This window comes from Pandoraea anhela, assembly GCF_902459655.1.
In the GTDB taxonomy this organism is placed as follows: Bacteria; Pseudomonadota; Gammaproteobacteria; order Burkholderiales; family Burkholderiaceae; genus Pandoraea; species Pandoraea anhela.
In genome coordinates this window covers 143,874-162,165 of record NZ_CABPSB010000011.1, presented here as the reverse complement: position 1 = coordinate 162,165, position 18,292 = coordinate 143,874, and the positions used below count along the sequence as shown (strand labels likewise).

Below are 18,292 nucleotides of genomic sequence, written 5' to 3'. Positions count from 1 at the left end.
CATCCTCAAGAGGCGGTAAATTCTTCAAAGAGCAGGTTCTGCGATGCCACACCATGGGCGAGCGCCGCTTCGCGTGCCGAACGGATCATGCCGGGCGGACCGCACAGATAGACCGGTCCGAATTCGCCGAGCCGGATGAAATCGTCCTCGTCGAGCATCTCCATAACGCCTCCCCGACGAACGCCCGGATTCACGCTCTCTGCCACGCAGGTCACGATCACCGACGTGTTGCCGAGGCGCTCCCCCAGTTGCCGAAGCTCGTCGACGAAGAAAAGGTCCTCCGCGCGGCTCACCCCGAACACGACCTTCCGGGGCCAATGCCCGTTGCCGAGTCCAATCTGCGACGTAAGCATGGAAAGAATCGGCGCAAGGCCGGTTCCCCCGGCGATATAGAGCGACGGCGCTTGCACGCTGCGCTGGTAGAAGACCCCGAAGGGCCCCTCGACGTCCCACACGTCTGACTCGACGCAACTCCCCGCCAAATATCCGGACATCGCGCCCGACTGGACCTCGCGCACGAGAAAGCCGACCTCGCTTGCGCCGGGAACCGTATAAGGCGAGTAAGCACGCGTGAAGCCCTTGCCACGCGGCGATACGCGAACGTATTGCCCGGGCAGGAAACTGAACATCCGAAGGCCCTCGCTCACGCAGCGAATGTCCCACACGGATTCGCTCACGCGCCGACACGAGGCGACCCGCACGGTCCGCTTTTTCTTTGGAAACACGGAAGCGCGCGAGTAAGGCAGCGCGATTTCCACTCGTGCACTGGCGGGCTTCGCCTGACAGGGCAGTACCGGCTTGTCGACAAACCTGGGCAAGCTCAACGCGTCTTCGTGAACGCCATAACGCACGGCGCCCGAGAGCAATGCGCCGTGACACGTGCCACAAGACCCGTTGAGGCAGTCATGGGCGAGGCTTACGCCCGCGTGTTTCGCGGCATCGAACACCGTGCTGTCGTGGCGGCAATCGATATGCACGCGCTCCGCGTCGGCGAAGTGCAGAAAAACATCGGTGGATGGCAACATTCAGGCTCCGCTTCGATGATGGTTGACCGCATCGCGAATCGACCGGCCCTCAGCCACGTCCGCGACGATGCGCTTCACACGGTCCGCCGCGTGCTGTACCTTGCCCGCGACGTCCGGGACGTATCTCGCCGGCACCACGACGACACCCAGCGCGTCGCCAACGACCAGATCGCCCGTGTGCACTTGCACGCCGCCGCACGGTGAAGCCTGCGAGACCGCCATCGTCTTCAACCGGCCGAAGGCACTTGCAGGCGACAGCGAAGCGCCTGCCACGCCGACCAGGTGCTCGGTCGGACCCAGGCTCCAGCGCACGGCGCAATCGGTCAGCAATCCGCCAAGCCGGCGAGCGGTGGCCGCAGCGATCTCCGGCTCGCAGAAGACCCCCGCCACCGGGTCAGGCTCCCCGCTCAGTACCAGCACCGTGCCCGGTGCGCATTCGTCGAGCAATTTCATGGCCACGTTATGGGGCGCTTTTTCACCTGTGGGCGCCATCATGACCGTGACGGCCGGGCCGAAGATACGCTTGCCACACTGCAATTTCACCGGGGGCAAAACGACGAACGGCTTGCGCGTCATCGTGTCCAGGGCGTCCGCAATCGCTGCCGTCGAAGCGTGCTCGAGGTGAGCCAGATCGTTCGCGTCGTACATAGTCGTTCCCTCAAACTCGGAGATGGGTAGGCAGACCGTCGATGCTTTGCAGGTTGTTGTCCGCCCAGTATTCCTGCATGCCCTCCTCGCCCTTGGTCTCCGACCATTGCTGCAAGGTGGGGCGCACTCGCTTGAATTCATACTCGGGCACGCCGAAGCCGCACGCCGTCTGCACTTGCGCGACGTCACCGACGATGATCTGGCGCGTGCCCGGCAGATCGGGAAACCGATCGATCAGCCCCGACCACTCGGGGTCGTCCCGCTGAACGACGCGCGCAATCGTGAACAGCCGCATGATCATCGGCTGACGCCCGAAGCTGCAAAACATGATCGTCAGCCGGCCGTTGTCCCCGATGTGGGCAGCCGTCTCGTTGCCGCTGCCGGTGAGGTCCAGGTAGGCCACGACGTTCGGCCCGATCACACGAAAGGTATCCATGCCCTTGGGCGAGACGTTGACGCGTCCGTTGACGGGCGCAGTGGCCGTGAAAAACAATTTCTGGTCTTCGATGAATTCCTGAAACTGGCCGTCAATCGATGGGTAGAACTTGGACATGAGCGATCTCCCTGAATGTGCTCGATCCGATTATTCGACGTTCGTCTCGCGCGCCGATAAATTTCTTTTCAAGTCGGCTTGAAATTTTCAGGACATCGGCGCAAGGCCTTACGCGACAGGGCGACTCGGCGTGCCCGGCGGTGACTCAAATTTTCTTCAAGCCAATCGCAGTTCTTTTGTTTGCTGCCGATTTTTTGCCCTCCTACGCTCCAGCAACCAAGTCGGAACCGCCGCGCAACCCTTGCGTGCAAGCACTTTTATCCTCACGGAGATACGGACATGAACGCGAAAGCGTGTCGCTCAGCCCTACGGACCCTGCTATGGGCGTCGATGTTGCCTTGGTGCGCCGCCCTGGCGCATGCGGACGAAATCAAGGTGGGCGTCATTCAGGTGCTCACGGGTCCCAACGCCAGATTCGGCGCACAGACCTATTCGGGCATTCAACTGGCCGCGGAGGAAATCAATGCCGGGGGTGGCGTGAAAGGCTCGGTCAAGCTACGCCTCATTACCGAGGACAGCACAGGCAACAAGGAGCAGGCCGTCAGCGCCATGCGAAGGCTCATCGCGAACGAGAAAGTCGATGTCGTCGTCGGACCGACACTGAGTGCCGAGTCGATTGCCGCCGCCCCCGTCGCGTGTCAGCGAGGCATCCCGATGCTGACTGTGAACGCCACCGCCAAAGGCATTCCCGATGTGTGTCAGTTCATCTTCCGCACCTCGCTCTCGGAGCGGCAGCTCATTCCCTTGTCGGTCAAGAACGCGATGACCAAGCACAAGATGGCGCGCGTCGCAATTTTCTATGCCAACGACGATCCCAACATGGTTGAGTCTTACACCATCTACAAGGAGACGGCCGCGCGTTTCGGCATCGAAGTGGTCGATGTCGAAGCGTTCGCAACGCACGACACCGATTTCTCGGCGCAGATTACCAAGGTGAAGAGTCTCGGCGTCGACGCCATCTGGCTCGGCTCGTATCCGGAGACCGGGGCCGCAATCCTCACGCAGGCGCGCAAGATCGGGATGGGGCGCAACATCGTCTTCATCGGCGGCAACGGTTTCAACTCGCCGAGTCTGGTAACGCTGGCGGGAACGGCAGCCGAAGGGCTCATCGTGTCGAGCCCCTGGTTCGTCGACAACCGCGACGCGGCGAACCAGACCTTCGTCGCCCGCTACCGGGCGAAGTACCAAAAGGACCCCGATACCTATGCCGCGCAGGGCTATCAAGGAATGATGCTGCTCGCCTCGGCGTTGAACAGGGAGACCGCGCGTACCCCCCAGGCACTGCGCGACGCAATGGCCGGCACGCGCATGGACGGTCTCTTCGGCCCCTTCTCCTTTGCCCCGAACCGCGACCCCGCCAGCGTCGGCAACGCGATCACGTTGCAGATCAAGGATGGCCGGTTCCAGCCCCTCTGACCGTCACGATGGCAATGCACCGCGCCGGACGCCGCCCCTGGCGCCCGGTGCACCGCTTGTCCGCCTTTAGGAGTTACCAACCATGCTAGGCCAGCAACTGCTCAATGGCGTCGTACTGGGGACCATCTATGCATTGTTTTCCCTCGGTTTCACGATCATTTTCGGCGTGCTTCACGTCATCAATCTGATGTACGGCGTCTTCTTCGCCGTCGGCGCGTACATCGCGCTTTACGCAACGCAACATTTGGGCCTGGGCATTCTCGGCGCCGCCATGCTGGCTGCCATTGCGACCGGCGCGCTGGCCGTGGTGTGCGACACATTGGTCGTGTCGCCATTGCGCCGTCGCGAAGAGCGCCACCTCGCCTCGCTGCTGGCCACGATGGGGATGTCGCTGTTTTCCTACGCGTTGCTGACCCGCCTCATGGGAACGGAGACACGCACGTTCGCCACGCCGGTCGGCGACGCCTCCCTGTCGTTGGGGGCAGTCTCGGTCACACAACTCCAGCTCATGATCGTCGCTCTGGTACTCCTCATGGTCGGCACGCTGTTCTGGTTCCTGCGGCGAACCCGCTGGGGCACAGCGATCCGCGCCATCGCCGACAACGAGGTGGCGGCGCAACTCATGGGCCTGTCGCCGCGCTCGCTGTTCGCCATCGTCTCCTTCCTGGGCGGCGCGCTCGCGGCCGTCGCCGGTACGCTGATCGGCATGAACTTCGGTGCAGTTCAGCCGTTCATGGGAGAGACGATGATGCTCCAGGGCTTTGCCGTGGTCATCGTCGGTGGCTTGGGGAGCATGCCCGGCGCGCTGCTCGCAGGGCTGCTGATCGGCATTCTGGAGATTCTCGTCACGGCATACGTGTCGTCGGCCTACCGCAACGCGGTGACGTTCTCATTGCTGCTCGCGGCGTTATGGCTGCTCCCCAACGGGTTGTTGCCCGCGCCAACCGCACAGAAGGTGTGACATGGAAGAACTCTTGTCGAACTTTGTCTGGACGTACCAGACCACGCTGATTCAAGTCGCGCTCAGCATTCTGATGTCCATCGCCATGTATTGCGTTCTCGCGACAGGGCAATTGTTCCTGGGGCAAATCGGCTTCATGGCGATCGGGGCCTACACGAGCGCCGTGCTGACGACGGTTTTCGGACTGGCGCCGGCCGTGGCGATCCTGAGCGGGACGATCGCCTCGCTGGCGATCTCCGCACTACTGGTGGAGCCGATGCTTCGCCTGTCCGGCGTGCATATGGCGATTGCGACCATCGCGTTCGGGGAAGTGGTGCGCTCGAGTCTCGTCAACATCGGCGTACTCGGCGGGGCGCTCGGACTGTCCGGCATCCCGCTGGCCGTGTCGCCGTTCGAGCTGTATGTCTTTGACGCGCTGCTGATCGCACTGACCTGCTGGGCGTCGTGTTCTCGGCTCGGGCGCATCGTCGAGGCCACCCGCACGGATGAGCTTGCAGCGCAGTCGATGGGCATCGACGTAAGGCGCGTCAAGCGATTGAGCATCCTTGCGTCGGCCGCCATCTCGGGATTTGCCGGCGGCGTGTCCGCGCACAGTCTGGGCACCCTCTCGCCTGACGGCTTTTCCTTCGTGGCATCCGTCACGGTCCTGAGTTTCGTGGCGCTTGGCGGTGTGGCATCCCCATTGGGCGCCGTGCTGGGGGCGATCTTTCTGACGGTGATGCCGGAGCTGTTCAGTGTGCTTAGCGAGTACCGAACCATGGCGACCGGGCTGTCGATCGTTCTCGTCGTGCTCCTGCTGCCCGCCGGTGTCTTCCCATTTTCTCTGCTGAGGGTCCGCGGCCATGCTAAACGTTGATCGCCTCTCCATGCGTTTCATGGGCGTCGTCGCGCTCGAGAACGTGAGCTTTTCCGTCAGGTCCGGAGACATTCACGCCGTCATCGGCCCGAACGGCGCGGGCAAGACCACGCTGTTCAATGTGATTGCAGGCTTGTACCGCCCCACGTCCGGCACGATTCGCTTCAACGACGACGCCGACATCACCGCAAGCCCGATGCACCGCCGGGCACGGGTAGGCATCGCGCGCACGTTTCAGAATCTCCGGCTCTTCGGCACCATGACCGCGCTGGAAAACACGATGCTCGGCGCGTCCTGCAAGGCCAGCGATTCGATCCTCGGCGCCGCGCTGGGATTGCCGTCGTCGAATCGCAAGGAGCAACAGGAGATCGACCGTGCGTATGCCCTGCTGCGCCGCGTCGGACTCGCGCAACAGGCGCTCACCCCGGCGCGCCATCTTCCGTACGGTGCGCAGCGCCGTCTGGAAATCGCGCGGGCGCTGGCGAGCGATCCTCGCCTGCTGCTGCTCGACGAACCGGTCGCCGGTATGAACGATGACGAACGGGACACCTTGTCGGGACTGATCGAATCGATTCGCGACGAAGGGGTGACCGTCCTGATCGTCGAACACGACCTGCGATTCATCAACCGGCTCAGTGACCGAATTACCGTGCTCAACTTCGGACGCATCATCGCAGACGGCGCGGCGCACGATGTATGCCGGCACCCCGACGTCATCAGCGCCTATCTCGGTGCGGCGCACCAAAGGAGCGTCCATGCTTGACGTCAGGAATATTCATGTGCGCTATGGCGCCGTCGACGCCCTCAGAGGGGTCTCGCTGCAAGTACCGAAGGGCAAGACTGTCGCGGTCATCGGCGCCAACGGCGCCGGCAAGACCACCCTCATGCGTGCGATCTCCGGCCTGGTCCCGCTCGCAGGCGGCGAGATCGCATGCGAGGAGCAGACTATGTCGAAATGCCGCCCGTCGGTGATCGCCCGGCGCGGGATCTCCCTCGTGCCCGAAGGCCGGCAGATATTTTCACGTCTGAGTGTCGAGGAGAATCTGCGCCTCGGCGGCTTCTGGCTGGCGCGCGCCAGTTATCCGGAAGCGCTTGAGCGCGTCATGGCCATGTTCCCGAGATTGCGCGACCGGTTTCACCATCTGGGCGGATTGCTCTCCGGCGGCGAGCAGCAAATGCTGGCGATTGCGCGCGCCCTGCTGGCGCAACCCCGATTGCTGCTGCTCGACGAGCCGAGCATGGGGCTCGCGCCCGCCATCGTCGACGAAATTTTCGAGACGTTGCGCACGTTGCGGGAGAGCGGCGTCACGGTCCTGCTCGTGGAGCAGAGTGTGCAGCGAGCGCTGGACGCCGCCGACTACGCCTATCTGCTGGACCTCGGTCGCGTCGCCGCCGAAGGTCGGCCGATCGATCTGCTTCGCAATACCGACCTGACGCAACACTACCTGGGTCAGGAAGCCCCCGTGGATCAGGAGGTCGTCCATGCCTAAGCGAGCCGTCATCACCGGCGCTACCCGTGGTATCGGCGCCGCCATTGCGGACCGGCTTACGCGGGGCGGGTTCGAAATCGTCGGCATTGCCCGGGAGACGCCCCAGCACTTTGCCGGCACGTTCTTCCGATGCGATCTCGACGATCCTGTCGAGACGGAAGCGACGTTTGCCGAAGTCCGTGCAATGGAGGGCATCTCCGTACTCGTCAACAACGCCGGCGCGGTCGAAGCCCAACCCGTCGGCAGTATTACGGTGCCCGCGCTGGATCATCAGTGGCGCGTCAATGTCGAAGCCTCGATCATCGGGATTCAGGCGCTGCTTCCCGGCCTGATCGCCAATGGCAACGGGCGAGTGATCAATATCGCCAGCGGCGCGATGCTCGGGAAGCCCGGCCGCACGGGATACGCCGCGTCGAAGGCGGCGATCGTCGGCATGACCCGAACGTTGGCGATCGAGCTGGGCCAGCACGGCATCACGGTCAACTGCGTGGCGCCGGGACAGATATTGACGACGCTCTGGGCCGCCAACAATCAACCGGACAGCCCGAAAACGCGCGAAATGATCCGTTCGATCCCGATGGGGCGGCTCGGTTCGGTTGAAGACGTGGCCGCCGCCGTCGATTTCTTTGCCTCCGAAGCGGCGGCATACATCACCGGGCAGACCTTGTTCGTATGCGGTGGCCTGACCGTCGGAAAATACTCGCAGTAAAAAAAATCATGGCACGACTCGATCAGACACTCACCTCCTCTGCGGTCTTCCAACTTCTCGTGTACGCGCTGGGCGATGCGGAAGCCATCGACCTGATCTCGAACGTCGACGTCTCGGCGCCGCTGTTGGTGAGCGCCGCCAAAGGCCACGTGGATCGCAGCATCGTGGCCCAGGCGGTCGCCCTCATCCAGTTCCACGACTTCCTGCGGCGCGCGCCAACGGCGCGTAACTTCCTGGTCGAAGTCAAGCCGGCCTCCGTGCGGATCGCGCTCGAGCGCTGCGATCTCTACACGGTATCCGGCCAGGCATGCGGCGAGTACGGGGACGTCGCTCACATGATCCCCAGGATTCTCACGTCGCTCGGTTTCGTTGTGGACTGGGAAGGCTGGGGCGGCGATGCCGGGTTCCGCATATGTCGCTACCGGCATGCGGACTATCCCGACGACGTGCCGAAAATGATCGTTCACGACATTCAGCTCGATCGTCTGCCCAGCCACATTCGCGAACCGCTGGCAGGCGTCACGGTGCCGAGCGTCAATCCGCTTGCGCAGGCGGTTTCGGCGTCGGCGCAGTTAGGCGAACTCGAACACGGCAAGCCCCTCAACTTTCACGACGCCAGCGATCTGGTTCTCAAGATCGCCCGTTGCTTCGAGCGCCTTCACGGGATTCCGAGGCTCGACGCGTATCAGGCGATCGCCTCGCACTCGAAAGGGATTTCCTGGTTCGCCACCGAAGGGCATGCCCTGCGCAAGGTGATCGTGCGGCTGTCGCAATTCTGCGAGGTCTCCCAATGGCTTGGACAGGCGGGCATTCCTGCATTTCGCACCCATTGCGCGACGTCCGCCGAGCAGGTCACCGAAATCTCGCTGCTTGGCGATCCGCTTCAACGGCGTTTCGAGGGGGCAACAGGGAGCTTCGTCGAATACTCGGTCGACGGGCCGTGTCTGGCATTTTCCCGATGAGCCGTCGGGCCGACCTCGCCGACGCGCAACCGTGCACGGCGACGTGCAGGGTTCAGCAGCGCGGTGCTACGTCCGTGAGCACCGGCAGGCGGCCAAGCTCCGCTAACAGGAAGTCGGACAACAGCCGGACACGTCGGGTGAACTTCTTCGATTCCGGCCACACGAGACTGACAGGGACTTTCGGCGGTTCGAATCCGGTAAGCACACGCACCAACTCGCCGCAGGCCAGTGCATCGCTCACTTGATACGACAAGACCCGGACAAGGCCGCGTCCGGCTTTGGCGGCGTTGATCGCCGCGTCCGCCGAGTTGACGAGAAACCGGGACGACGGGCGCAAGGTGATGCGCTTGCCGTCGGGCTCGACGAGCCGCCACAAGTCGACTTCACCGTTGTTGATCTGCTGCACGATCTCGTGATCGACCAGATCCGCAGGCGTCGCCGGTGTGCCGGCAGCGGCCAGATACTCGCGGCTGGCGACGATCACCCGCCCGACGTGCCCCAGACGACGTGCAACGAGCGAGTCGTCTTCAATGGCGCCGATGCGCACCCCCAGATCGAAGCCGTCGTAACGCAAATCGATGATGCGATCCGCGAGCTCCAATTCCGCGCTCAGCAACGGATACGTCGCCAGAAACGACGAGAGCGCAGGCGCCACGTACTCCCGGCCGAACACCAGCGGCGCCGTCAGGCGTATCGTGCCGCGTGGCGCCATCACCTCGTCGGCGGTGGCCCCGACCATATCCTGATAGCGCGAGAGCAGGCTCTCCGCTTCGATGGCAAGTTGCCGCCCTTCGGCGGTCAGGACACAGCGGCGCGTCGTACGATCGACCAAAACCACGCCGAGCCGTTCTTCCAGCTCGCCGAGAATGCGACTGACGGCGGCCAACGACTTCCTTAGCCGGATGGCTGCCTGCGAGAGACTCCCCGCCTCCGCGATAGCAAGAAAGACTTCCAACTCGCCCAGTCGATCCAACATTTCCCGCCCCTTCTCCATCCGCCGCAAGCGCAAGCCCGTCACCACGGTTCGCGTGTGTGTTCCCCCCCGGGCACACACACGCACCGCAGACCTGTTCGAAGCTTACCAGCAGATCCGTGCGCTATCCTGCCATTCCACTATCCCGCTACCTCGCCGGGCGACGCTCGACCTTGCCCGGGCGAAGTGCCCTGCCTCCCCCCTCAATCGAACTGACGCGCCAGCGCATCCACCCCCGCCACCAATCTCGACTGATCCGAGCCCACCGCCACAAATGCGGCGCCGAGTTCGCAGTACATTCGGGCGTCGCTCTCCACCGGCGCGAGAATCCCCCAGGGGATTGCTCGCGCCGTCAACCTGTCGATCACCTTACGGATGAGCGCGACCGGTTCGGGCGCGCCGGGCTCTCCGAGATACCCCAGGTCGGCGGAAAGGTCCGAGGGCCCGATGAATACGGCATCGACCCCCTCCACCGCGCAGATATCATCGAGCGCCTCGATGGCCTTGCGCGTCTCGATCTGAACGATGACACAGACATCGTCCTGAATCCGGCTCAGATAATGCTTATCCCGGCCGAAGCGATTGGCGCGCGAAGACAGCGTCAACCCCCGCACGCCGTGCGGCGGATAGCGCGTGGCGCGAACGGCGCGCTCTGCGTCCGATGCCGATTCGACGAAGGGAATGAGAAACGACTTGACGCCGATGTCCATCAACCGCTTGATCTTCACGGGGTCGTTGGCGTCCGGGCGAACGATGCACGACACCGGATATGGCGCTGCGGCCTGCAACTGCGCGTAGATGTCGCGTAATTCGTTCGGCGCATGCTCCATGTCGAGCAGCAGCCAGTCGTAGCCGGCCCCCGCACATATTTCCGTGGTGACGGGGCTGCCCAGACTGCACCACAGTCCGATCTCCGTGCGCCATTTGGCTTCGAGCGCCGCGAGAAAATCGTTCGCGTGCGGCCCGCGATTGTCACTCGTTGGGGTATTCACGTTGTTTGGCTCCATAGATCGTCATCGCTCCGCTTGTTCAAGTCGACGCACATGCCAACCTCAGGCGTTGGCAGGCAATTTCAATGTTCTTCTCCGAGGTCGCAAACGACATGCGCAGATGGCCCGACAGTCCGAAGGCGCTCCCCGGTACGACGGCGAGTCCGAAGTGCTCCAGCAGGTACGCGGAGAAGGCGACATCGGTCGGCGCCGAAAGCTTGCCACGCCGGTGCAACTCGGCAATGACGTCTTCGACTTTCGCGAAGAGGTAAAAAGCGCCCTCGGCGGGCCTGAACTGCAAGCCGTCGATACCGGCCAGCGCCCCACACATCAATGCGTGGCGCTGACGGTAGCGGTCGGTCATCCTCGGGATCAACGTCGCAGCCTGATCGAGCGCCTCGGCGGCGGCGCGCTGCGCGATCGCATTGGGCGACCCGGTCGCCTGCGACTGCACGGTCTCCATCGCCAGCGCGAGCGCGCGGGAGCTGGCCGAGTAGCCGATGCGCCACCCGGTCATGGCAAACGCCTTCGAAACCCCGTTGACGATTACGGTGCGATCCGCCAGATCCGGGCAGACATTCAGAATGTTGACGAACGGACGCGACCCGACAAGGATGTGCTCGTAGATATCGTCGCTGACGATCCAGACCTTCGGGTAACGCCGCAGCACGTCGCCGATCGCAGCGAGTTCCTTATCGGAATACACCGCGCCGCTGGGGTTGCTCGGGCTGTTCAGAAAGAGCAGTCGCGTCGCCGGGGTCAGGCTCGCTTCGAGCCGATCCGCACGGAGCCGGAAGCCGTCCTCGATCGGGCACTCGATGCTGCGGGGCACGCCACCGAAGAGTGTGACGACATCCCAGTAGCTGACCCAGTACGGCGCGGGCACGATCACCTCGTCGCCGGGATCGATCAACGCGCCGACGAGATTGAAGATCGACTGCTTCGCACCGTTCGATACGACGATCTGATCGATGCCGTACCGCAGATCGTTGTCGTTTGCGAGTTTGCGCGCAATGGCGGCGCGAAGGACAGCGGTTCCCGCAGTCGGCGTATATCGTGTTTCACCGGACTTCATGGCATCGAGCGCAGCGGCACAGACCTCCTGCGGGGTGTCGAAGTCCGGCTCACCGACCCCCATGTTGACGATATCCCTGCCGAGCTTCCTGAGCTCCGCCGCCTGAGACGCCAGCGCCAATGTAGGTGACGGCCTGATGCCGCCGATCCGTTGCGCAAACATTTTTCCTCCGTTTCGATTGGCGCACGCGTCGCCTTGATTGCCCATCCTGCCTCTGTTGCCCGCACCGACCTCGTCGATGCCATGACTAAGACTGCGAACCTCCCTCGACGTATTCGCGGCAAGTGCGTTCGTATCCCAGCAAAAAGTACACGGCGCACAGGAACGCCAGCCACGCCGGGCCGATGTACAGAGCGATGCGCGCCTGCTCGTTGAGCGTCATGACGCACAGAATCAGCAGCAAAAATGCGCCGGCCAGGTAGGAGGTCAAGGGAAAGAGGCCCAGACGCATCGACCGGGACTCGTCGCTCGCCCGGCGCGTACGGGCCCGGAAGTTCCAGTGCGCCAGGAGAATGACGGCCCACGTCCAGACGACGGCGAACGTGGCAATGGCCGTCAGCCAGACAAACACCGATTTCGGCGCCAGATAGTTCAACAGCACACCGATGAGCAGCAGCAACAGCGAGGCCGCCACCGCGACATTCGGCACACCGTTGCCGCCGACTTTCGAGAAGATGCGCAGCGCCTGACCCTGTTGCGCAAGGTTGAAGAGCATGCGCCCCGTACTGAAGATGCCGCTATTGCACGACGAGAGCGCCGCCGTGAGCACAACGAAGTTGATGAGTCCCGCCGCTGCCGGAATCCCGAGACGCTCGAATGTGATGACGAACGGACTGCCCTCGACGCCGATCTGATTCCACGGATAGATGCTCATCAGCACGAGCAACGCCCCGACATAGAAGACGAGCACGCGCCAGAACACGGCGTCCACGGCTCTCGTCAGCGACTTCCTGGGGTTCTTCGCCTCACCTGCGGTCAGCCCGAGCATTTCCACGCCCCCGTAGGCAAACGCGACCATCGGCAACGCGAGCACGACGCCGCTCACGCCATTGGGCATGAAGCCGCCATGCTTCCACAACGCCGAGATGCCCGTCGGTACACCGCCGTTGCCGAAGCCGAAGACGATCATCCCCGATCCGGCGACGATCATCAGAATGATCGTGACGACCTTGATGAGCGAAAACCAGAACTCGAACTCGCCATACGCCCTGACGGCAATGAAGTTGATCGCACCGATACTGCACAACGAAATCAACGCCCATATCCAGGTAGGCACGCCCGGAAACCACAGGTGCATGTACACGCCCACGGCCGTCACCTCCGCCATGCAGGTGACGATCCACTGAAACCAGTAGGTCCAGCCGGTCAGGTACCCGGCGAGCGGGCCGACGTGAATGTGGGCGTAACGGCTGAACGACCCCGCCACCGGGTTATCGACGGCCATCTCGCCTAACGCCCGCATGATGATGAAGATGGCCAGACCTCCGATCAGATAGGCCAGCAAAATCGCCGGCCCGGCCAGTTTGATGGTGCTCGCCGAGCCGAGAAACAGCCCCACGCCAATCGTGGCGCCCAGCGCCATCATGCTCAGATGCCGTTCCTCCAGACCTCTGTGCAATTCTCGGTTTTTATTGCTCATTGCCTGTCTCCGATATTTTTTCGCGCCTATGGAATTGGCACGTTATGTGGATGGCAAGGGTCGCCGTTCGCTCCCCTCAGCCAATGGATGCAACCTCCTGATTCCTGTGCACGGATAGGGAATAGGGAATAGGGATTTCGATGGCGCTCGCGCGTCAGTCGGCGCAGGCGCGCGGGCGCGCGGCACACGCCTGCACCGCCTTGGCGAGTTGCGCGAGGCCGTCGTTGAGCGCGGCGATATCCATCGCGCCGAATCCGAGTCGAAAGACACGTCGCTCGTCGCCGAACCAGTCACCGCTGGCGACCCGCACGTTCAGGCGTTGCAAGGACGCGTAGAAATCCTGCGTCGCCGCGTCGTCGAATGCGTCGCGCCGCAACCGGATGCAGCACAACGCCCCCGCATCCGGGCGCACCCACTCGACGTACTCGCTGTGCTGTTCGACCCAGCGCGAGACATGCGTCAGTGCGCCCGACAGAAAACGTCTGCGCTCCATGACGATGTCGGCCCGACGTTTGAGAAGTTGCAGGGCGAACGCTTCGTCGACCGTGGAACAACTCGTGACGGTGTTGAATTTCGCCAGCAGAAGGTGACGTTTGAGTTCCGGGTCCCGGGTAATCACCCATCCCAGCCGCAGGCCCGGCGCGCCGTGGCACTTGGATAGCGAGCCGACCGACACGACCTTCGACGACATACCGACGCTGCTGCGCAGATCGGTCGCCGCATCGAGCCCCGCCTCGAGGTAGGTCTCATCGAGCAGAAGGTAGGCGTCCGGGCAAACCGATGCCATCAGCGAATGCAACTCCCGGAGGCATTCCGTACCCAGCACCACACCGGAGGGGTTCTGCGGAGACGTGAGGCAGACGAGCTTGGTCTGACGCGTCAACGCGCTATGGAACTGCGCCGTGTGCGGCCGATACCCCTGATCGAATGTCAACCTGACGATCCTGCTCGACGCGCCCACGGCATCCAGACAGTTCTTGAACAGCGGGAACACCGGCACCGTCAGCACGACTTCCTGCTGCTGACGGCAAAGAACGAAGGCCATCAGGAACAACGCGTGCATGCCGCCCACTGTGAGCACCACGTCGTCGGCCAGCACGCCGTGCGCTTGCGCCACGATTTCCCGTATCGACGCGTTGCCCTGCAACGAGCCGTAGCCGAGTCGCAAATCCTCCAGGCCCGGTGGCATCGCGCCACCGAACAGGTCTGCGAAGCTGGCTTCGGGGCCAACGCTGGCCGCAAGGTCGTGTTGGGGACCGTCGCCCATGAGCGAAATCATGTCCGTATGAGGAAATGAGTGCATTGCTTTACCTGGGTTGTGAAGGTGTACGGACGTTTTCAGCCCGTGAAGTGGTCCTTCGCCGTTCGGAGTTTTTCGAAGGCGGCTGCCGGCGCCATGTCCGGGAACAGCTCAGCCACTCTCAGGAAGGGATTGGTCGCCTTCTCGATCCCGATCTGCGTCGGTACCGTGGGCACACCACGGCGGCGCAACTCGGCGACCTCTGCGAAACGGCGCTCGATATGGGGGGCGCCGGCCCAGCGCGACGCGAACCGGGCGTTTGCCTGCGTGTACTCGTGCGCGCAGTAGACGTCGGTTCGATCGGGAAGCGCCATGAGTCGGCAGAGGCTTTCCCACATCTGGGGAAATGTCCCTTCGAATACGCGTCCGCAACCGAGCGCGAAAAGGGTGTCGCCAACGAAGACGACGTCTTCCGAGGGGAGGTAATAGCTGACATGCTCCAGCGTGTGCCCGCCGGTGTTCAGCACCTGAATCCGGGTCGCCCCGAGCATGATCTCGTCTGCGTCGTCCACCGGAACGTCCAGCGGCGAGTGCCGGGCAATCTCCCGAGGGCCGAAGATCCGGGCGCCGGTCGCGTCCCTGAGCAACGCATTACCGCCGGCGTGATCCGCATGCCAATGGGTCGTCAACACACAAGAGAGCGTCCAGCCCAGCGCCGTCAACTGCGCCAGAATGACGTGGGGATCGGGCGCATCGATCGCGGCGACGGCCCCACTTTGCTCGTCCCGGACAAGAAATCCGTAATTGTCCTGGAGACAGGGAAACTGCACGATTTTGACGGACATTTCATGGCTCGCATCACGCGAGATGAGGGACGGCGTTGCCCGCCGTGCCACATCTCTCGCGGAAGTCAACACGACGACTCGTGCTCCAGAATTTCGTTGAACTCGAGGACATTCATGTCCGGGTCGCGCACGAAGCAGACCTTGCGGCGGCCTTCGCCATAGACCACCGGCCCCTCGGTGATGCGAATCCCTTCTTTGTGGAACCAGTCGACCAGCGCATCGAGGTTCTTGACGATGTAAGCCGCATGGGTGTACCCCGGCCACTTCTCGGGAACATCCATCAACACGTTCCCGCCCTCACGTGTTTTGCCGTTGTAGATGAGATGGATGCGCACACCGTCCGCATTCACCAATCCGCGAGCTTTCGCGTTCGGCGACTCCTCGGTCGGGTCGACCTTGAAGCCGAGCTTTTCGTAGAACGACTGGGCACGTTCGATGTCGGTGACACGAACGCCTACATGATCGAAACTGGAAATTGCAAACATGCTTCCTCCGCTGACTTACTTGTTACGCCCGGGAATAATTCCCGCATATTCCGTGGAGTGGTCTCCATCGAAGCCATCCATACCCTTGCGGGTCAGCAATTCACGCGTAGGCGGATCCAGATACCAAATCGCTTTATTCGATTCACCGGAATACCAGCGGATATTGAATGCGCAAAGGTGTTTAAAGAAAAAGATCTCGGAAAACGCGGGAATGTTGTCGACGATCCACCAGGCGAGCGGGCGGTAATCCGCGGTCTTGCGGTAGTGCTCGAGGTAGCCGGGAATGACCACCGTGGCGGTGCCGCCGATGTTTCCCGCCTTGTCGCGCTTATCCCAGATATGCTGGGCGGCGTTGTCGTCATTGCTGGTGCACCAGCACGCCTTATCGCCTTCGATATAGCGTTTGCTGCAAAAGTCGTTCAGCCGCGACGAGCGGTAGGCGCTGCGGATGTTGATGTGACCGAACGCGCTTCGCAGCGGCTCGAGAACGTTGACCGCCAACTGCGTGGCGACTTCCGCCACCAATGCCGGATCGTCGGGAATATTGGGGACTGCGTAAAAGTTGCCCACTTCCGAATACAGCATCTCCCGCATGAAGAAATGCTCCGACAATTGGATTCTTCCGAATTCCGTAAGATCGGCGACGTTCTTGATTGGGTTCATCGACTTCTCTCCATCCGATTTATTGTCTTGACGCTGCGAATAATAGATCGACAATATCTCCCGCAGACTCTCTCATTTCGGGAGACACTCTTCACTATTTAAATAGAGTTGAATACGGGTTTCGTTTGGCAGGCAGCCGTTGTGGGGCGACAGCGCCGTATGCGGCAGTCGCCTCGGCCCTCGGCCCTCGCCTCTCGTCGATGGGCGGGAGCGGTAGCGCGGGAGAGAGGGCAGTCGAGGGGGGCCGGCGGGAGAGGTAAGTTTTTGTATTGCGCGCGGCAGAAAGCGCGCGAAGCATGACTATCGACGCCGCTCTTGGCGCGAGCGGCCAATGGGGCGCGTTGCACGCCCCGCGTCGAACTCGAGAGAGCGCCTTCGCAGAAGGCGCCCCCACCGATCGCTTATGCCGCGACGACATCCGCAAACATCGCTTCCATCTCCTTGCGAATCGTGTACGCACGAAGGCTCGTGTCCACCTCCACATCGTCCCAGGTAAGCGACTGGTCCTTCGCCACCGGGCGGCGCAACTTCAGGCTATGGGCCAGTCCGAGCGGAAGCGAACCGAGCGCCATCGATGTTTTCGCCGGGAACAACTTCCCGTAGACGGTGAAACCGCCCTCGCCGTCCAGCATTTCACCGGGTTGCAAAGCCCGCTTCGCCGTCGCCACCACATCGGCGTTGAAGCAGGTCGCCACCCCCGTCGGCTCCTGAAACAGCCCGACGGATGCTACGGAAATGCCGAGTTCGAGTCCGATCAGGTGCCACTTTTTGTACTGCACCATGCATCGCCCTTCCGGGTCCGTCACCACCTGATACTCCTTGAAGCATCGCCTGATGTACTCGGTCGGCGCTTCCACGCAGACCCATACGCCCTTGCGGATGTCGTATCCCACCGACGTGCCGTCTTCACGAAGCGAGGACACGACTTCCACCACGCCCGTCTCATCGAGGACACCGCCGTCCTTGCGGGGGCGCATGACGGTCGCGATCTCGTTGATCGACGCAGGCGGAAACGTGAGGCCGCCGGTCGGCGCGCGAAGCCCCGTCGCATTGGCGATCGCCGTGCTCTCGATGGCCGGCTTCGAGCCGTCCAGGAACGCATTGAACATCTTGGGGTTCATCCCCCCGATCCGGGCTTGCTCGGCGCTTACCCCCCAATGATCCCAGACCGTATCCGGTGTCGACTCGCGATAGTGCGGCAGCCACTTGTGGCCGCGCCCGGCGGCAACGATGGGAAAGCCGCAGGTACGGGCCCAGTCGACAAGTTCTACCGCCAAACCGGGCTGATCGCCATAAGCGAGCGAGTAGACCACGCCATGAGACGCCGCCTTTCTCGCCAGCAACGGTCCACAAAAGGCATCCGCTTCGACCGTCACGTTGATCACATGCTTGCCCTGACGGAACGCTTCCAGGCAATGGTCGACGGCGGCGATCGGATTGCCGGTGCACTCGATCACGATGTCGACTTGCGGGCTGCTCACCAGCGTTTGCCAATCTTCCGTGACGAACGTCGTCTGGTCTTTCGCCGCTTGCTCAAGTGACGTGGCGGCGTAACGCTCGGGCTCCCAGCCCACGCGCGCGAGATTGCGAAGCGCATTGTCGCGAGAGAGGTCGGCGATCCCCACCAGATGCACGCCAGGGGTGCGCGGCACCTGCGCCAGATACATCGAGCCGAATTTGCCGGCGCCGATAAGCGCCACCCGCAACGGATTTCCTTGCGACGCAATGCGCTGCAAGCCAGAAAAGTAGTTCATTCAGAAGTC

General features: G+C 62.7%; 19 protein-coding genes. 7 read left to right on the top strand and 12 right to left on the bottom strand.

Annotated features, from left to right (window positions below):
• Positions 1-5 precede the first annotated feature (5 nt).
• The 3 genes from PAN31108_RS16170 to PAN31108_RS16160 are packed head-to-tail and all read right to left on the bottom strand — an operon-like array spanning position 6 to position 2,226.
• On the bottom strand, positions 6-1,025 hold the full coding sequence (locus PAN31108_RS16170) for a 2Fe-2S iron-sulfur cluster-binding protein (protein ID WP_150669833.1): 1,020 nt from the start codon (positions 1,023-1,025) through the stop codon (positions 6-8).
• Positions 1,026-1,673, bottom strand: a complete 648-nt coding sequence (locus PAN31108_RS16165; protein WP_150669832.1) for an RraA family protein — start codon at positions 1,671-1,673, stop codon at positions 1,026-1,028.
• A 10-nt stretch (positions 1,674-1,683) separates the two neighbouring features.
• Positions 1,684-2,226, bottom strand: a complete 543-nt coding sequence (locus PAN31108_RS16160) for a pyridoxamine 5'-phosphate oxidase family protein (protein WP_150669831.1) — start codon at positions 2,224-2,226, stop codon at positions 1,684-1,686.
• A 279-nt stretch (positions 2,227-2,505) separates the two neighbouring features.
• On the opposite strand from PAN31108_RS16160, the gene PAN31108_RS16155 reads away from it, so the two are divergent.
• From PAN31108_RS16155 to PAN31108_RS16125, 7 genes are all read left to right on the top strand, one after another.
• On the top strand, positions 2,506-3,642 hold the full coding sequence (locus PAN31108_RS16155) for an ABC transporter substrate-binding protein (protein WP_150669830.1): 1,137 nt from the start codon (positions 2,506-2,508) through the stop codon (positions 3,640-3,642).
• Positions 3,643-3,724: 82 nt separating this feature from the next.
• A complete protein-coding gene (locus PAN31108_RS16150) occupies positions 3,725-4,603 on the top strand; it encodes a branched-chain amino acid ABC transporter permease (RefSeq protein ID WP_150669829.1) in 879 nt (292 codons plus the stop codon).
• Between the two features lies 1 nt (position 4,604).
• Entirely contained in the window at positions 4,605-5,459 is an 855-nt protein-coding gene (locus tag PAN31108_RS16145; protein WP_150669828.1) for a branched-chain amino acid ABC transporter permease, read from the top strand.
• Positions 5,446-6,222 (top strand): ABC transporter ATP-binding protein, encoded by a 777-nt coding sequence (locus PAN31108_RS16140; RefSeq protein ID WP_150669876.1) that lies wholly within the window; start codon positions 5,446-5,448, stop codon positions 6,220-6,222. Before PAN31108_RS16145 ends, PAN31108_RS16140 begins: the two co-directional genes overlap by 14 nt.
• Entirely contained in the window at positions 6,215-6,949 is a 735-nt protein-coding gene (locus tag PAN31108_RS16135) for an ABC transporter ATP-binding protein (RefSeq protein ID WP_150669827.1), read from the top strand. The genes PAN31108_RS16140 and PAN31108_RS16135 overlap by 8 nt, the downstream gene beginning before the upstream one ends.
• Positions 6,942-7,658: an SDR family oxidoreductase gene (locus PAN31108_RS16130; protein WP_150669826.1), complete on the top strand. Its 717-nt coding sequence runs from the start codon at positions 6,942-6,944 to the stop codon at positions 7,656-7,658. Before PAN31108_RS16135 ends, PAN31108_RS16130 begins: the two co-directional genes overlap by 8 nt.
• Before the next feature lie 8 nt (positions 7,659-7,666).
• Positions 7,667-8,620 carry a VOC family protein gene (locus PAN31108_RS16125; RefSeq protein WP_174995015.1) on the top strand — a complete coding sequence of 318 codons (954 nt, stop codon included), beginning with the start codon at positions 7,667-7,669 and terminating at the stop codon, positions 8,618-8,620.
• 52 nt (positions 8,621-8,672) lie between these two features.
• Here PAN31108_RS16125 and PAN31108_RS16120 read toward each other — a convergent pair whose 3' ends face one another.
• The 9 genes from PAN31108_RS16120 to PAN31108_RS16080 all read right to left on the bottom strand — a co-directional run bounded on the left by PAN31108_RS16120 (position 8,673) and on the right by PAN31108_RS16080 (position 18,283).
• A complete protein-coding gene (locus PAN31108_RS16120; RefSeq protein ID WP_174995014.1) occupies positions 8,673-9,596 on the bottom strand; it encodes a LysR family transcriptional regulator in 924 nt (307 codons plus the stop codon).
• A gap of 200 nt (positions 9,597-9,796) precedes the next feature.
• On the bottom strand, positions 9,797-10,585 hold the full coding sequence (locus PAN31108_RS16115; protein WP_246183996.1) for an HpcH/HpaI aldolase family protein: 789 nt from the start codon (positions 10,583-10,585) through the stop codon (positions 9,797-9,799).
• A gap of 37 nt (positions 10,586-10,622) precedes the next feature.
• Positions 10,623-11,819, bottom strand: a complete 1,197-nt coding sequence (locus PAN31108_RS16110; RefSeq protein WP_150669822.1) for a pyridoxal phosphate-dependent aminotransferase — start codon at positions 11,817-11,819, stop codon at positions 10,623-10,625.
• A gap of 85 nt (positions 11,820-11,904) precedes the next feature.
• Positions 11,905-13,296 (bottom strand): amino acid permease, encoded by a 1,392-nt coding sequence (locus PAN31108_RS16105; RefSeq protein WP_150669821.1) that lies wholly within the window; start codon positions 13,294-13,296, stop codon positions 11,905-11,907.
• Positions 13,297-13,450: 154 nt separating this feature from the next.
• On the bottom strand, positions 13,451-14,599 hold the full coding sequence (locus tag PAN31108_RS16100) for a pyridoxal phosphate-dependent aminotransferase (RefSeq protein WP_150669820.1): 1,149 nt from the start codon (positions 14,597-14,599) through the stop codon (positions 13,451-13,453).
• A gap of 35 nt (positions 14,600-14,634) precedes the next feature.
• Positions 14,635-15,381, bottom strand: a complete 747-nt coding sequence (gene gloB, locus PAN31108_RS16095; protein WP_150669819.1) for a hydroxyacylglutathione hydrolase — start codon at positions 15,379-15,381, stop codon at positions 14,635-14,637.
• Positions 15,382-15,446: 65 nt separating this feature from the next.
• Entirely contained in the window at positions 15,447-15,866 is a 420-nt protein-coding gene (locus PAN31108_RS16090; protein WP_150669818.1) for a VOC family protein, read from the bottom strand.
• Between the two features lie 15 nt (positions 15,867-15,881).
• Entirely contained in the window at positions 15,882-16,529 is a 648-nt protein-coding gene (locus PAN31108_RS16085) for a hypothetical protein (RefSeq protein ID WP_150669817.1), read from the bottom strand.
• A gap of 401 nt (positions 16,530-16,930) precedes the next feature.
• The gene (locus PAN31108_RS16080; RefSeq protein WP_150669816.1) at positions 16,931-18,283 is read right to left on the bottom strand and encodes an NAD(P)H-dependent oxidoreductase; all 1,353 of its coding nucleotides are present in this window, start codon (positions 18,281-18,283) and stop codon (positions 16,931-16,933) included.
• Between the last annotated feature and the right edge of the window lie 9 nt (positions 18,284-18,292).

What these genes read in the sequence shown, in the direction of transcription:
- PAN31108_RS16170 (WP_150669833.1), bottom strand. Translation starts at nt 1,025, where the DNA reads ATGTTGCCATCCACCGATGTTTTTCTGCACTTCGCCGACGCGGAGCGC.
- PAN31108_RS16165 (WP_150669832.1), bottom strand. Translation starts at nt 1,673, where the DNA reads ATGTACGACGCGAACGATCTGGCTCACCTCGAGCACGCTTCGACGGCA.
- PAN31108_RS16160 (WP_150669831.1), bottom strand. Translation starts at nt 2,226, where the DNA reads ATGTCCAAGTTCTACCCATCGATTGACGGCCAGTTTCAGGAATTCATC.
- PAN31108_RS16155 (WP_150669830.1), top strand. Translation starts at nt 2,506, where the DNA reads ATGAACGCGAAAGCGTGTCGCTCAGCCCTACGGACCCTGCTATGGGCG.
- PAN31108_RS16150 (WP_150669829.1), top strand. Translation starts at nt 3,725, where the DNA reads ATGCTAGGCCAGCAACTGCTCAATGGCGTCGTACTGGGGACCATCTAT.
- PAN31108_RS16145 (WP_150669828.1), top strand. Translation starts at nt 4,605, where the DNA reads ATGGAAGAACTCTTGTCGAACTTTGTCTGGACGTACCAGACCACGCTG.
- PAN31108_RS16140 (WP_150669876.1), top strand. Translation starts at nt 5,446, where the DNA reads ATGCTAAACGTTGATCGCCTCTCCATGCGTTTCATGGGCGTCGTCGCG.
- PAN31108_RS16135 (WP_150669827.1), top strand. Translation starts at nt 6,215, where the DNA reads ATGCTTGACGTCAGGAATATTCATGTGCGCTATGGCGCCGTCGACGCC.
- PAN31108_RS16130 (WP_150669826.1), top strand. Translation starts at nt 6,942, where the DNA reads ATGCCTAAGCGAGCCGTCATCACCGGCGCTACCCGTGGTATCGGCGCC.
- PAN31108_RS16125 (WP_174995015.1), top strand. Translation starts at nt 7,667, where the DNA reads ATGGCACGACTCGATCAGACACTCACCTCCTCTGCGGTCTTCCAACTT.
- PAN31108_RS16120 (WP_174995014.1), bottom strand. Translation starts at nt 9,596, where the DNA reads ATGTTGGATCGACTGGGCGAGTTGGAAGTCTTTCTTGCTATCGCGGAG.
- PAN31108_RS16110 (WP_150669822.1), bottom strand. Translation starts at nt 11,819, where the DNA reads ATGTTTGCGCAACGGATCGGCGGCATCAGGCCGTCACCTACATTGGCG.
- PAN31108_RS16105 (WP_150669821.1), bottom strand. Translation starts at nt 13,296, where the DNA reads ATGAGCAATAAAAACCGAGAATTGCACAGAGGTCTGGAGGAACGGCAT.
- PAN31108_RS16100 (WP_150669820.1), bottom strand. Translation starts at nt 14,599, where the DNA reads ATGCACTCATTTCCTCATACGGACATGATTTCGCTCATGGGCGACGGT.
- gloB (WP_150669819.1), bottom strand. Translation starts at nt 15,381, where the DNA reads ATGTCCGTCAAAATCGTGCAGTTTCCCTGTCTCCAGGACAATTACGGA.
- PAN31108_RS16090 (WP_150669818.1), bottom strand. Translation starts at nt 15,866, where the DNA reads ATGTTTGCAATTTCCAGTTTCGATCATGTAGGCGTTCGTGTCACCGAC.
- PAN31108_RS16085 (WP_150669817.1), bottom strand. Translation starts at nt 16,529, where the DNA reads ATGAACCCAATCAAGAACGTCGCCGATCTTACGGAATTCGGAAGAATC.
- PAN31108_RS16080 (WP_150669816.1), bottom strand. Translation starts at nt 18,283, where the DNA reads ATGAACTACTTTTCTGGCTTGCAGCGCATTGCGTCGCAAGGAAATCCG.